The 14,378-nt window shown below is 37.0% G+C and carries 13 protein-coding genes and 1 other annotated feature; of the genes, 1 reads left to right on the forward strand and 12 read right to left on the reverse strand.

Translation table 11 applies throughout. From position 1 onward, the window contains the following. Positions 1-65: 65 nt before the first annotated feature. The 10 genes from mltG to cymR all read right to left on the reverse strand — a co-directional run bounded on the left by mltG (position 66) and on the right by cymR (position 11,171). Positions 66-1,184, reverse strand: coding sequence for an endolytic transglycosylase MltG (mltG, locus tag M3627_RS10515; RefSeq protein ID WP_251555602.1), 1,119 nt, complete (start codon positions 1,182-1,184; stop codon positions 66-68). A gap of 97 nt (positions 1,185-1,281) precedes the next feature. Beyond that, entirely contained in the window at positions 1,282-1,575 is a 294-nt protein-coding gene (locus M3627_RS10520) for a DUF1292 domain-containing protein (protein ID WP_251555603.1), read from the reverse strand. An 11-nt stretch (positions 1,576-1,586) separates the two neighbouring features. Next, positions 1,587-2,006, reverse strand: a complete 420-nt coding sequence (gene ruvX, locus M3627_RS10525; protein ID WP_169358024.1) for a Holliday junction resolvase RuvX — start codon at positions 2,004-2,006, stop codon at positions 1,587-1,589. Between the two features lie 2 nt (positions 2,007-2,008). Continuing rightward, positions 2,009-2,275: an IreB family regulatory phosphoprotein gene (locus tag M3627_RS10530; RefSeq protein ID WP_053588802.1), complete on the reverse strand. Its 267-nt coding sequence runs from the start codon at positions 2,273-2,275 to the stop codon at positions 2,009-2,011. Between the two features lie 76 nt (positions 2,276-2,351). After that, positions 2,352-4,985, reverse strand: coding sequence for an alanine--tRNA ligase (gene alaS / locus M3627_RS10535; RefSeq protein ID WP_251555604.1), 2,634 nt, complete (start codon positions 4,983-4,985; stop codon positions 2,352-2,354). Between the two features lie 85 nt (positions 4,986-5,070). Next, positions 5,071-5,287, reverse strand: a binding site (T-box leader). 37 nt (positions 5,288-5,324) lie between these two features. Then, positions 5,325-7,769, reverse strand: coding sequence for an SF1B family DNA helicase RecD2 (gene recD2, locus M3627_RS10540; RefSeq protein ID WP_251555605.1), 2,445 nt, complete (start codon positions 7,767-7,769; stop codon positions 5,325-5,327). Positions 7,770-7,789: 20 nt separating this feature from the next. Next, the gene (locus M3627_RS10545; RefSeq protein WP_251555606.1) at positions 7,790-8,449 is read right to left on the reverse strand and encodes a tetratricopeptide repeat protein; all 660 of its coding nucleotides are present in this window, start codon (positions 8,447-8,449) and stop codon (positions 7,790-7,792) included. A 14-nt stretch (positions 8,450-8,463) separates the two neighbouring features. Next, positions 8,464-9,579 (reverse strand): tRNA 2-thiouridine(34) synthase MnmA, encoded by a 1,116-nt coding sequence (gene mnmA / locus M3627_RS10550; protein WP_251555607.1) that lies wholly within the window; start codon positions 9,577-9,579, stop codon positions 8,464-8,466. Between the two features lie 18 nt (positions 9,580-9,597). Beyond that, positions 9,598-10,731, reverse strand: a complete 1,134-nt coding sequence (locus tag M3627_RS10555) for a cysteine desulfurase family protein (protein WP_251555608.1) — start codon at positions 10,729-10,731, stop codon at positions 9,598-9,600. Between the two features lie 17 nt (positions 10,732-10,748). Continuing rightward, on the reverse strand, positions 10,749-11,171 hold the full coding sequence (gene cymR / locus M3627_RS10560; protein WP_169358018.1) for a cysteine metabolism transcriptional regulator CymR: 423 nt from the start codon (positions 11,169-11,171) through the stop codon (positions 10,749-10,751). A gap of 403 nt (positions 11,172-11,574) precedes the next feature. Between cymR and M3627_RS10565 the strand changes: the two genes are divergently transcribed. Continuing rightward, positions 11,575-12,861, forward strand: a complete 1,287-nt coding sequence (locus tag M3627_RS10565; protein ID WP_251555609.1) for a replication-associated recombination protein A — start codon at positions 11,575-11,577, stop codon at positions 12,859-12,861. An 85-nt stretch (positions 12,862-12,946) separates the two neighbouring features. Here M3627_RS10565 and M3627_RS10570 read toward each other — a convergent pair whose 3' ends face one another. Beyond that, complete coding sequence (locus M3627_RS10570; protein WP_251555610.1) at positions 12,947-13,141, reverse strand: hypothetical protein; 195 nt, start codon at positions 13,139-13,141, stop codon at positions 12,947-12,949. Between the two features lie 69 nt (positions 13,142-13,210). Further along, on the reverse strand, positions 13,211-13,972 hold the full coding sequence (locus M3627_RS10575; protein WP_169358015.1) for a tRNA threonylcarbamoyladenosine dehydratase: 762 nt from the start codon (positions 13,970-13,972) through the stop codon (positions 13,211-13,213). Between the last annotated feature and the right edge of the window lie 406 nt (positions 13,973-14,378).

Raw genomic sequence — 14,378 nt, forward strand, 5'->3', positions numbered from 1 at the left:
AAACCCATCTTATAATAACATAGCAGGAGAAGGAAAGCGATAACCTTCCTTCTCCTGCATGCTAATTATTTTAAATGTTCGTCTATTTTTTGAAGATGTTCATCATATGTCTTAGAAAAATGATTTTTTCCTTCTTTATCAGCTAGGAAATAGAAGTATTCTGTCTTTTCTGGATCTAAAGTTGCCTCTATGGACATTTTCCCTGCATTTGCAATCGGACCTGGTGGTAATCCTTTGTTTTGGTAAGTATTATATGGATTATCAATTTCTAAGTCCTCAAATAATACACGATCTTTATGGCTTCCTAAAGCATAAAGTACAGTCGGGTCGGTTTGTAATGGCATATCAATTTCTAAACGGTTGAAAAAGACACTAGCTATTTTTTCACGGTCTGTTTGAGCAGTTGCCTCTTCTTCCAATAAGGAAGCAAAGGTTAAAAGCCAATGAACTGACTTTTCTTCTGCTTGTAGCAATTCATAATAAGGTGCCAATGCTTTGTCCGTTTGAGCCAATAACATTTCTGCTATTTCTTCATTTGTCGGATTTTCCTCGTAAAATGGATATGTCGATGGATATAAATAACCCTCTAATGCGTAACGGATATTTTCCCCTTTGATTTCTTCTGTTAACAATGTAGGGTACTTACTCATCATGCGATCAACAAATTCAGCGTTAGTAACTAGTTCAAAGAATTCCTTGGAAGAATTTCCAGTCTTCTTCTCCACTACATCTCCAATTTGCTCTAGAGTCAATCCTTCTGGAATGGTTAAGGTTAGTAGTGGTTCCCTGTAAATTTTACCAGTTTTAAGACTTTCGATAATTTCATCTAAAGTCATATCCTTAGACAAATCATATGTACCTGCTTGAAAATCAGATTGGTTATTAAACTTAACATAGTATTTAAAAATCTTTGCGTTTTTAATTATTCCATTTTTTTCAAGGGTCGAAGATATGCTATCGATACCTGAGCCAATTGGAATTTCAACAGTCACTTTCTCAGTAGAGTCAGGATCCATTGGTGAAAGAGCACCTTTTACATAGTTATAACCAGTGAATCCAGCTATAGCAATAATGATCAAGAGAACCAATGCTATTATCATTACTATTTTTCTAACAAGTTTTACTTCTTTTTTTTTGTTTTTCATCTGATCAAACATGATCTCTTTTTTTGATTTGTTTTCCACGGGCTTTCCCCCTTTATTCTCCCTTATTATACATGATGCTTCACAAAAAGAAAAAGGATGGAATGAGAATACTCAGTCCACCCTTTTTAGATTTGAATTAGTCTTCGTCTTCTTCTGTTTCATCTAAAAATGTGTTTAACATTTCTTCGATCATATCCCATTCAGCATCTGTTTCGATTGGATGTAAATCTCCATCTTCTCCGTTTTCATTTGGAGTGAAAGAAGAAGCATGAATTTCTATTTCTTCGTTCTCATCTTCTTCAGCACCGATAGGGTAGTAAAGTACATATGATTTACCGAATTCATCTGATTCAAATGTAAATAATACGTTACAAAGCTGTTCATTTCCGTTGTCATCAACGATTGTGATATTTTCTTGTCCGTGGTCCATTTGTGGTCACCTCATCTGTTTTTTCTATCAAGATATCCTTGTAAAATCATTACAGCAGCCATTTTGTCAATAACTAGCTTGCGTTTTTTACGACTAACATCCGCATCTATTAACATACGTTCTGCAGCCATAGTTGTCAATCTTTCATCCCATAATGTTACTGGAAAGTTATATTTGTCAGTTAACAGCTTGGCAAATTGTTCCGAAGCTTCTGCACGCGGTCCGATAGAATTATTCATGTTTTTAGGAAAGCCTACCACGAACTCACTCACTTGATGTTGTTTTACCAATTCATCAATTCGTTCCATCCCAAATTCTTGTGCATCTTCGTTAATTTTGATCGTTTCAATTCCCTGGGCTGTCCAACCGAGGGCATCACTTATTGCAATGCCCACGGTGCGAGAACCGACATCTAAACCCATTATTCTCATAATTACGCCTCATTATTCTTTTTAATATAGAACTTAACTAGCTCCTCTAAAATTTCATCTCGTTCTAATTTACGGATCATATTTCGAGCATCTTGATGGCGAGGAATATAAGCTGGATCACCAGAAAGTAAATAGCCAACAATTTGATTTATAGAGTTATATCCTTTTTCCTCTAATGCAGAGTGAACCTGAAGCATCACATGTTTGACTTCTTGTTCCATCGATTCCTCTGGGAAATTGAATTTCATTGTTTTATCAAATGAACTCATGATCAGCACCTCGCTTTCAAATTGGTAATAATGTTTGCTTAGTTATTTGTTAAGTATACCCTATTTTTGAAATAGTTTAAACTGATTTGATGTATTCGTAAACGGAGTTAAGTGCAAGCTCTAGCTTACTTGCGTCTTTAGCCCCAGCCATGGCAAAGTCCGGACGGCCCCCACCTTTACCTCCACATTGTTCAGCGACTAGTTTGACAATATTTCCAGCATGGTAGTTCCCACCTACTAAATCCTTAGTCACTCCAGCAGAAATCATTACTTTTTCCTCGTCTACTGCGCCTAAAACTATGACAGCATTATCCATTTTTTGTTTTAAATCATCCATCATTTGTCTTAGCTGATTATTATCCTTAGCTTCTACTTTAACAGAGAGCACCGTAATGCCATTAATAGTTTGAGCTGATGATAAAACAGAAGATGCCTGACTATTAGCGATTTTAGCAGATAATGATTCATTTTCTCTTTGAATGTTTTTCAATTCACCTAACAATTGAGAAACCTTCATAACCAAATCCTTTGGTTGAGCTTTTACTAGTGAAGCAGCTTCCGTAAGAAGCATTTCTTCCTCTTTAATAACCTCAAATGCACCTTTTCCAGTAACTGCTTCAATACGACGTGTTCCTGCACCGATACCGCCTTCAGAAAGGATTTTAAAGTAGCCTATCTCCGACGTGTTTTTCACATGCACTCCACCGCAAAGCTCTAATGAATAAGCTCCCATTTGAACTACTCTCACAATATCTCCATATTTTTCTCCGAAAAGAGCCATGGCACCCATATTTTTTGCCTCTTCAATATTGTGATATCCAGTTACTACCGGGATATTATCCCACACCTTCTCATTAACTATACGCTCAATTGTTTCTAGCTCTTCTTTCGTTACTTGCCCAAAATGAGAAAAGTCAAAACGTAAGCGATCTGGTCCAACATATGAGCCAGCTTGGTTTACATGTGTTCCTAGAACGTCTTTTAAAGCTTGATGTAGAATATGTGTTGCCGAGTGATTTTTTATAGTGTGGCCTCTTAATGTTTGATCTACTGTTGCTACTATGTCAGCCCCAACCACCATTTCTCCAGACTCAATAATAACAGTGTGTAGATTTTGACCATTTGGAGCTTTTTGAACATCCTTTACAAACCCACGGAAATTATCATTTTCAATTGTTCCATGATCTGCTATTTGACCCCCACTTTCCGCATAGAAAGGTGTCTGGGTTAAAATAATTTTCACTTCATCGCCTTCTTGAGCAGATTTAACTAATTCTTGCCCAAGTACAATAGAGGTAACCTTTGTAGTGACACTTAGCGTATCGTAGCCAACAAACTCACTTTCATCTTGTAAGTTACTAAAAACAGCAGATTGCACCTGCATAGAATCTACATTCTGACGAGCAGCACGTGCTCTAGAACGTTGAGCTTCCATTTCAGCTTTAAAGCCCTCATGATCAACTGTCATATTTGCTTCTTCTGCATATTCCTCTGTTAACTCAATCGGGAAGCCGTATGTGTCATAAAGTGTAAAAGTCGTTGTTCCAGGTATAAATGACTCACCTTTTGAACGTTGCTCCTCAATTACTTTTTCTAAAATGCTAAGCCCATCGTGTAGTGTTTCATGGAATCTTTCTTCCTCTGTTTTAATAACACGCATGATGAAGTCTTTTTTCTCTGTAACTTCTGGATAGAAATCCTTCATGATTTCCCCTACTACAGGTACAAGCTCAAATAAAAATGGCTGATCGATACCTAGTTGTTTTGCAAAACGGACAGCTCTGCGAAGAAGTCTTCTCAGTACATAACCGCGTCCTTCATTGGAAGGTAAAGCCCCATCTCCAATAGCAAATGCAACGGTACGAATATGGTCAGCAATTACTTTGAAAGCTACGTCATTCTCCTTGTTTTGGCGATACTTCTTACCTGCAATTGTTTCAGTTTGCTCGATAATCGGCATGAATAGGTCTGTATCAAAGTTAGTTGGAACATTTTGTACAACACTAGCCATACGCTCCAAGCCCATTCCAGTATCGATGTTTTGCTTTGGTAATGGTGTATATGTGTGATCTGGATTATGGTTAAACTCAGAGAAAACTAAGTTCCAGATTTCTAAATATCGATCATTTTCTCCACCTGGATAAAGTTCTGGATCATTTACATCATTACCATAGGTTTCACCACGGTCATAGAAAATTTCTGAGTTAGGTCCACTCGGTCCTTCTCCAATATCCCAGAAGTTTCCTTCTAAACGAATAATACGCTCTTCTGGAATACCAATTTCATCCTTCCAAATAACATATGCCTCTTCATCTTCTGGATGAATGGTAATAGATAGCTTTTCAGGTTCAAAGCCCATCCACTTTTCATCAGTCAAAAACTCCCAAGCCCAATGAATTGCTTCTTTTTTAAAATATTCACCGATTGAGAAGTTTCCTAGCATTTCAAAGAACGTATGATGTCTAGCTGTCTTTCCTACATTTTCAATATCATTTGTACGAATAGATTTTTGTGCATTTGTGATTCTTGGATTTTCTGGAATTACACGTCCATCAAAATATTTTTTTAACGTAGCAACTCCACTGTTGATCCAAAGAAGTGAAGCGTCATTAATCGGTACAAGTGGAGCAGATGGTTCTTGTGAATGACCTTTTTCTATAAAAAAGTCTAAATACATTTGTCTAATTTGTGCACCAGTTAAATGTTTCATTTTTTTATTCCTCCTAATAATATTATTCCTCTTTAACAAAAGATTTGACGCTATGCAAAATAAAATAAAAAAAGCCTTCATCCCAAAAAGGGACGAAAGCTATTATTTCGCGGTACCACCCTAGTTACATAATAGAATACAACCTTATTATGTCTCTTAAGAATCCTTAACGCAGATTTACGGCAGGTATTAGCTGCACTCAGGAGTAGCTTTCCTAATTGTTATACGCTGGGGATTCTTTCAGCCAAAGGAATCCTTCTCTCTTCAGGTAACAACAGTACTTTCTCCGTCATCATGTTTTATATGCAATTTTGATTATAATTAACAATTTGTACTATGTCAATCGGTATCTAAGAACTCATATGGGGTGATACCCTTCATACCTATAAGAGGATCTATTAAATGATAATTATCTGCTGACAAATATGTTGAATCCACTTCATCAGCCTCAACAGACAACGTCTCTTCAGTACTACTTTTTTTTGTAGATACAGATGATGTAGATTTTGTCTCTATTTCTTCTTTTTCTTCATCTGCTAAACGTTCTTTTAATGTAGTTAAACGCTGCAAGTCATCTGTTCGTTCAACGCCAAATTTAAATACCTCTGGATCTCCACAAAGAATTAAGAAATTTTTAGCACGAGTAATTCCGGTGTAAAGCAAGTTACGTCTAAGCATTTTCATATAGCTTCTCGTAACAGGCATAATGACTGTTTGGAACTCACTACCCTGTGATTTATGAACGGAGCAACAATACGCTAGAGTAATTTGATTTAAGTCATTCTTTTCATACGTAACTTCATTGCCATCAAAAGAGACAACAAGCATCTCTTTCTTCTCAACCGTTTCATTGGCTCTAAAAATAGCAACAACTTCCCCCATGTCACCATTAAAAACGTTACTTTCCGGTTGATTTACTAGTTGAAGTACTTTATCGCCTATTCGATAAATTGTATCTCCAAAGGTCATTTCCTTACGTGTTCCATCGGTATTCGGATTGACCATCTCTTGAATCATTTTATTTAACGCATCTATTCCAGCAGGCCCTCTATACATAGGAGCTAGCACTTGTATCTCTCGAATGGATTGACCTTTAGACAATGCCGCCTTTAACACTTGTTCTACTACTTTAGGGATTTGTTCAGTCGTTGCCTTGATAAAGGATCGATCTTTTGTTTTAGCGGTAAGTGTAGCAGGTACACTTCCTTGTTTCATTTCATGTGCTAATTCTATAATGGAGGATCCCTCTGATTGTCGATAAATATCAACCAGTTCCACTGTTGGAATTCTTTTAGATGCCAGTAAGTCCTTTAATACTTGACCTGGACCAACAGGCGGGAGCTGGTCTTGGTCACCAACAAAAATAACCTGAGCATCCTTAGGGATAGCTTTTAAAAGCTGATGACCTAGCCAAGTATCTAGCATAGAGGTCTCATCAATAATAACTAGTCTTCCTTCAATTTCTTTACCTTCTGTATCGGTGTCCTCTTGGCCATTAAAGCCAAGTAATCTATGAATGGTCATTGCAGGCAGCTCTGTAGATTCACTTAAGCGCTTGGCTGCTCTACCGGTAGGTGCAGCCAGAACAATTGGAAAGGGCTTTTGCTCCTTCGCCCATTCCTTAGGATCTAAGGACAGCCCGTGCAATTCAGAGTATAGTTCTACAATTCCTCGTACAACGGTTGTTTTCCCTGTCCCAGGTCCTCCTGTTAATAAGGTAATATTCGAATTAAGAGCTGTTTCAATAGCCTTGATTTGTGTATTGGCATATTTAACGCCAAGACGTTTTTCTAAAGGACCTAAATGCTTCTTAATTTCTTTTAAAGGAAATTGGTGAATATCTTTAGCCATTAGTAAAGTTTCTACCTTGGAGCTGATGCCAACCTCTGAAAAATAGAGAGATGGGATATAAAATTTATTTACCTCACCAACAATCCTACTTTCCTCAGCTAGCTCTATACAACATTGTGTTATTGACTCGTAAGAGATTTCTTCTCTTTGTGCATTTTCAAGCATTCTTTTAACGTCTTCTAAAAGCTGCTCAGCATATTGAAAGACATGACCCTCACTTAGCGAAGAAGTTTGAAGTAAATGGTATATCGCTGCTTTTATACGATCCGGATGATTTCCTTTTATCCCGAGCTTATAACCTAACTCGTCGGCACGTACAAAACCAACCCCCTCTACATCTTCTATTAAACGATATGGGTTTTCTGTTAACTTAGCAATTGTTTCTTCTCTATACGCCTGATAGATTTTCATGGCAACTTGGGGACCAAAACCCCACTCGTTTAACTGAATCATCACTTTTTCTAATCCTAAATTTTGTTCTAATGTGGCTCTAATAGTTTGTTTTTTATCTTCACCTAGCTTTGGAATAATATCTAGAGACGCTGGATCATCTAAAATTCGATTAATCGCATTTTCTCCTAGTTTCTTAACAATTAGCTCCGCGGTCTTCCTACCTATCCCAGGAAACATATCACTAGATAGATAATGAACAATCCCTGTCTCTGTTGCCGGGACCTCCTTTTGGAACGTTTCGACTTGAAACTGTATTCCATACTTTGGGTGATTTTTAATAACACCTGTAAATTTATACGCTTCTTCTAAAACTAACTGGGGGAAATAACCTGTAACAATTATTTCTTTATCTGTGTATGTAGTATTAGTGGATTTTATCTTTAGTTTAATAATGGAGAATAGATTTTGTGGATTATGAAAGATAGAGACGATTGGTCGACCAGATATAAATTGTTTTTCGTTATTTATTTCATTTATCATTTCAATCGTCTCCTAACTTCCTAATTGCGTAGTGAAATCATATCGTATACATATCTAGCTTGATCATAGTTTGGTTGTATTGTAAAAGCTGCTTTTAAATGTTTAAGAGCGCTTTCTGTGTCAGATGTAGACACTGCATATAAAACTCCCATGTTGTAATGGGCATCCGCGTTTTCTGGGTCTAGCTCTAATATTTCTTTAAAAATTGGTTCTGCCACATCGAACATTTCAAGGCTTGCCAGAGCGATACCATACGTTAATTTAATCTGAATATCTTGTGTCTCGTCTAATTCGTAAGCTCTTTGAAGATATGGAAGTGCAAGCTTCGTTTGATCAATCTTCTGAAAGCTTTTTCCTAGCATGAAATAAGCATCTGGACCTTCAATACCATTTGTAATTGCTTTTTCATAAAGCTTTGCTGCTTCTTCAAAGCGCTCTGTATTATAATACAAATTAGCTAGGCTATAAAAGGCTGTTGCAGCTTTTTCGTCTAATGTGATTGCCTTTTGAAAAAAGCGTTCTGCCCGTTCGTTTTCATTCATAGAAGCTAGTAGGTTTCCAAAGTTGATAAAACCGATTGATTCTTCTGGGTTTTCTTCAATTGCTTTGTTAAACAATTCTGCTGCTTTTTCATAATTTTCTTCTTGTATTGCTTGTATCCCTAGTTCATTGTAATTCAAATCCAATACCTCCATTAACCAACGTAATCCAATTTAAGTCCATCTTTAAAAACCTCGTCTATCGTCGCTCCACCGAGACACTCATCTCCTTGATAGAAAACAACTGCTTGTCCTGGAGTGATAGCACGAACTGGCTGATCAAATACTACACGAACACGATTTTCAGGCAGTAGCTCTACGTGAACTCCGACATCTTCCTGACGATAGCGGAATTTCGCCGTACACGTAAAGGACGATGGTTTGTCTAGCGTAGTTGTAAATGATAAATCAGTAGCTGTAAGACTCGTAGAGAACAAGGCGTCATTATTAATATTCTGACCGACTAATAAAACATTTCTTGCTAGGTCTTTTCCGATAACAAACCAAGGGTCTCCAGCTCCACCTATACCTAAACCATGACGTTGACCAATTGTGTAGTACATTAAGCCATCATGTTTCCCCATTACTTGACCGTCCATTGTTTCCATAGTACCTTGCTTAGCTGGTAAGTACTGACTTAAAAATTCTTTAAAGTTTCTTTCACCTATAAAGCAAATACCAGTAGAGTCTTTCTTAGTGGCAGTTGCTAGACCTTGTTCTAATGCTATCTCACGGACTTTTTTCTTCTCTAAATGACCGATTGGAAACATAACCTTTTCTAATTGCTCTTGGTTAAGCTGATTTAAGAAATAGGTTTGGTCTTTGTTATTGTCCTTACCACGCAGCATTCTCGTTTGGCCTTCTTTAACTTCTACTTGTGCATAATGTCCTGTTGCAAGATAATCAGCTCCAAGTGCCAATGCATACTCTAAAAATGCTTTAAATTTAATTTCCTTGTTACACATTACATCAGGGTTTGGCGTTCTGCCCGCCTTGTATTCTTCTAAAAAGTAAGAAAATACTTTATCCCAATACTGTTTTTCAAAGTTAACGGCATAATAAGGGATACCAATTTGATTACAAACCTTTATAACATCTTCGTAATCCTCTGTTGCTGTACATACACCGTTTTCGTCGGTGTCATCCCAGTTTTTCATAAATATACCGATTACATCGTAACCTTGCTCTTTTAGCAGATAAGCAGCTACGGAGGAATCAACTCCACCAGACATACCTACTACTACTCTTGTATCTTCTTTTTTCTTCATCATTTAACTCACTCTTTTCAGTTATCCAAGAATAATTTTACTTATTTTATTGGCGGCTTCTATTGCTTCTTCTTTTGTATTGTTTAATCCAAAACTGAATCGCACTGAATTTCTCAGCTCAGGTGTTTTTTCACCATACATCGCTACTAGGACGTGCGAAGGGTCAATGGAGCCAGCGGTACAAGCAGAACCACTTGACGCATCAATCCCAGCTAAATCTAACTGTACGAGAAAAGTCTCCACATCTGTTTTGGGGATACTTACATTTACTACATGAGGTAGTAAATTTTCTAGTGAGCCATTTATTTTAAACTCTACTCCATTTGTTTGTAATTGCTCAACAAATGTATCTCTTAACGTTCGATAATGCTCGTTGCTTTTTTTAATGTTTTGCTGCTTAATTTCCACTGCTTTTGCAAAGGCAACAATTGCCGGAACATTTTCTGTACCTGCACGTTTTTTGCGCTCCTGTTGACCACCATACAATAATGGTTTAAGGTAAATATCCTTATTTTGATATAGAAAGCCGATTCCTTTTGGTCCGTTAATTTTATGACTGGAGACACTCAGCAAATCGATATAGGTCTCTTTTACATCAATTGAAACACTTCCGTATGCTTGTACTGCATCTGTATGGAAATATGCTTGATGATCCTTTAATAGGTTGCCTATTTCTTTTATAGGTTGAATCGTACCTACCTCGTTATTGGCAAACATAATGGAAACTAAAATAGTATCTTGTCTTAAAGCTTTTTTCAAGTCATCTATACTGATTAAGCCTGTTTGATCAACCGGTAAGTATGTTATTTCAAAGCCTTCTTTTTCAAGTTGCTGACATGCATGCAAGATTGCATGATGCTCAATCTGTGTCGTAATAATATGTTTACCTAAAGCTTTACGGGCATAGGCAGTACCAAATAATGCGTAGTTGTCTGCTTCTGTCCCACCACTTGTTATAGTTATTTCAATTTCTTGTGCTCCAATTGATTGAGCTAATATTCTACGAGCATCATCTAATTTTTTTCGAGCAATTCTTCCTGTTTGATGGATACTTGATGCATTGCCATAAACATTATTCATCTCTTCTACTAAAGTATGAACAACTTGCTCTGCCATAGGTGTTGTTGCAGCATGATCTAAATATATTCTATTCATAATGAACTCTTAACTCCTTATATATAAAACATGTACCCTTCCAAATCAGGGTTTTCTTCAGTGTATTTGGACAAATCTTCAATCGTTGTCGTATCAAGCACATTTTTAACTGCATCACGAATTCTTAACCAAAGCTCGCGCTGTGGCGCTGCTTCCTCATCTATACCTTCTACAATTTGAATTGGACCCTCTAATACACGAATAACGTCGCCAGCAGTTATCTCATTTGGCGCTTTAGATAGCATATAACCACCATACGCTCCTCTAACACTTTTTACTAAGCCAGCATTACGTAAGGGTGATACAATTTGTTCTAAGTAAGCTTCAGATAAGGAGTGCTCCGTAGCAATTTGTCGTAAAGCATGTGGACCTTCTCCATACTGTTTCCCTAAAGCTACCATGATGGTAAGTCCATACCGACCCTTTGTTGAAAATTTCAACGTTTTCACCTCATTTTAATTTAACAAATTACTTATTTAATCATTCTTAAGTATAATTTTTGCGTTTAATGTTATATTCATCAGGGTATAAAAAATTCTTTCCCTAGTATAGCATAACTCATAGTGCTAACGACTTCAAAATGACTTTTAGTGCCATCTTCTATATAATAAAGGAACAAATGTACGTTTTAAAGTACTAAAAATCATTTGTTTCTTAAATGGCTGAGTTAAAATAACAAATATGCAACTAGTTGAAGCTTTTAATTTACTGAAATAGCCAAATATATTCTAAAGCCATAATAACTTTTCTCTTACAATACTTGGTTTTATCACCACTTAGGCTTAGCCTGATCCACTAAAAGAAATAATCTAGATAAATACATAGAAAAAGGAGAGATTCATTTTGCAAAATGAACCGTTAGCCTATCGTATGAGACCACAAACAATAGATGAAATTGCAGGACAACAACATGTAATTGGGAAGAATACAGCATTATACAAAATGATTATCAATGGGCATGTTCCTTCCATGCTTCTGTACGGAGACCCAGGTGTAGGCAAAACCTCTTTGGCTTTTGCCATAGCTGGAACAACCAAGCTCCCTTTTGTCGCCTTAAATGCAACTAAAGCTGGGAAGAAAGACGTGGAGGATGTTGTTGCCGACGCAAGAATCAGTGGAAAAATTATATTATTCTTAGACGAAATTCATCGATTCAACAAACTACAGCAAGATACTCTTTTGCCACACGTTGAAAATGGCTCTATCATTCTGATCGGTGCAACAACGGAAAATCCTTTCCATGATGTCAATCCAGCGATCCGCTCCCGTTGTGGAGAGATTAAACAGTTGAAGCGGCTTACTACGGAGGATGTAGACGTTCTTCTAAAAAGAGCTTTAGAGGATAGCGTTAAAGGTCTCGGTAAAACCCCTATTAAAATAACAGAAGAACAACGATTAAAGATTGCAGATGCCTCGAATGGGGATGCTCGTAAGGCTTTGACTCTATTAGAATCAACTATTTTTGCAAGCTTTGAAGAAGATGGTATTACCGTAGTAGAAGATTCTACGCTGGATAGCCTTATTGATCGCGTAGGTGTATTTGGAGATAAAAAGGGCTCTCACTTTTATAACTTATTATCAGCCCTACAAAAATCAGTGAGAGGTAGTGATACGGACGCAGCTTTATATTATCTTGCACACCTTTTAGAAAATGGGGATTTGGTAGCTGTCAGTAGAAGACTTTTGGTAATGAGCTATGAGGATATTGGACTTGCCAATCCTGCAGTAGGACCACAAGTATTAGCGGCAATTCAATCAGCAGAAAGACTAGGGCTTCCAGAAGCGCGTATTCCCCTCGCTAATGCAGTAGTTTTAATGTGCTTATCCGAGAAATCCAACTCTGCATATGTAGCACTCGATAAGGCGATTAGCAGTATCCATGCCGGTAAAACCGGAGATATTCCAAGTCATTTAAAGGATACTCATTACGCTGGTGCTAAGGAACTTGCGCATGGGGGCTATGTATATCCTCACGATCATAAAATAGGAACATTCGGCGGTTGGGTGAAACAAACCTATCTTCCAGATAATTTAGTCGGCACAAGATTTTATGATCCGATAGATGCTGGAGAAGAAAAGCGATTGGCCGCTATTTATAATCGTTTAGAGAACTTTAAGAAGGAAAAATAAAGTCAAAAGAGAACACAAGTCATATAAATTTAAAACGCTACCGAAAAAAATCGGTAGCGTTTTGTTTTGTCTCATCTTTTAAGGATTATACACCCATTTTTCTGCGTGTATTGCTTACCTTTTTAGTTTGTTGACTTTTCATTTTTTGGTTAGCTGCTGGACCAGTCCCTTTTAAGTTACCGCCACCAGCTTGGTTTTTCTTTTCTTCTAGCTTTTGTTTCACAGCTTCTTGAAGAGTCATTTTTTTCTTTGGCTCTTCCTGATTTGTTGTTTCAGTCATTTTAGATTCCACCTCGTTTGAAATGTGATTAGTTTTAGTATAAGTGATGTAAAAAAAACTGCAACCTATTTACTGCACTCTATTAATTGTAATATTTTTTGTAATGTCATTTATTACCCAACTAGCACAAATTAAGCCAACGACAGAGGGCACAAATGCATTAGAGGATGGTGGCATCTTAGCTTTACGGATAGCAGCATCTGGCTTTCCAACTGTTTCTACTACGTCTTCTCTTACTACAATGGGACTTTCATCTGAAAATACAACTGGAATTCCTTTAGTGATCCGATCTTCCTTACGTAACTTTGTACGGATTACTTTAGCAAGTGGATCGGTATGTGTCTTAGAAATATCAGCAATTTTAAATCTAGTTGGATCTGTTTTGTTGGCAGCTCCCATACTAGAAATTATTTTAATGCCACGCTTTAAACATTCTTTCATCAAATGAATTTTATATATTATTGTATCCGATGCATCTATAACATAATCAATTTTCATATCAAAAAATTGTTCATACGTTTCTTCGGTATAGAACATATGCATATCAATTACTTCACAATCTGGATTAATGTCTGCGATTCTTTCTTTCATTACCTCAGACTTTGATCGGCCTACAGTAGACATGTAAGCTACTAATTGACGATTTATATTTGTTATATCCACATTGTCCTTATCTACTAAAATAATTCTACCCACGCCACTTCGGGCGCATGCTTCCGCGGCAAATGACCCAACGCCTCCTACACCCAAAATAGCTACTGTTGTATTCTTTAACAGCTCTACTCCTTCTCTTCCTATCGCAAGTTCATTTCTAGAAAATTGATGTAACATAAAAAAACACTCCATTTATATAAGATTAGTTGGTTTTATCTTTTCACTACTCAAATATTATCACATTAGTTCCAGTCGAGTACTATTCTATTAATATTTTACCCTCGAAAATTTATTATAAACGATGGAGTGTACTATGGTACACAGATAAAGTATTTACTAAATTCACTAATTTTATAGCGTTAGGAAATGCTAGATTGGATTAGAGTAACTCTAATTTCCAGTTTATTTTAGGCTATGTTAAAGGGTAGGGTTGATTTATGATGCAAAGAAATCTTAAATCAGAGAGTAGAATTGATTTCCGCCCCAGCCGGACGCTTTCCTCGAGGTGAGCGATAAGCCATCACCCATCGCTTACGCGCATGGTTGTGATGTCTTATCTGTCTCCCTCATCCCGTAGGAGTCG

This window comes from Psychrobacillus sp. MER TA 171, assembly GCF_023713305.1.
GTDB lineage: Bacteria > Bacillota > Bacilli > Bacillales_A > Planococcaceae > Psychrobacillus.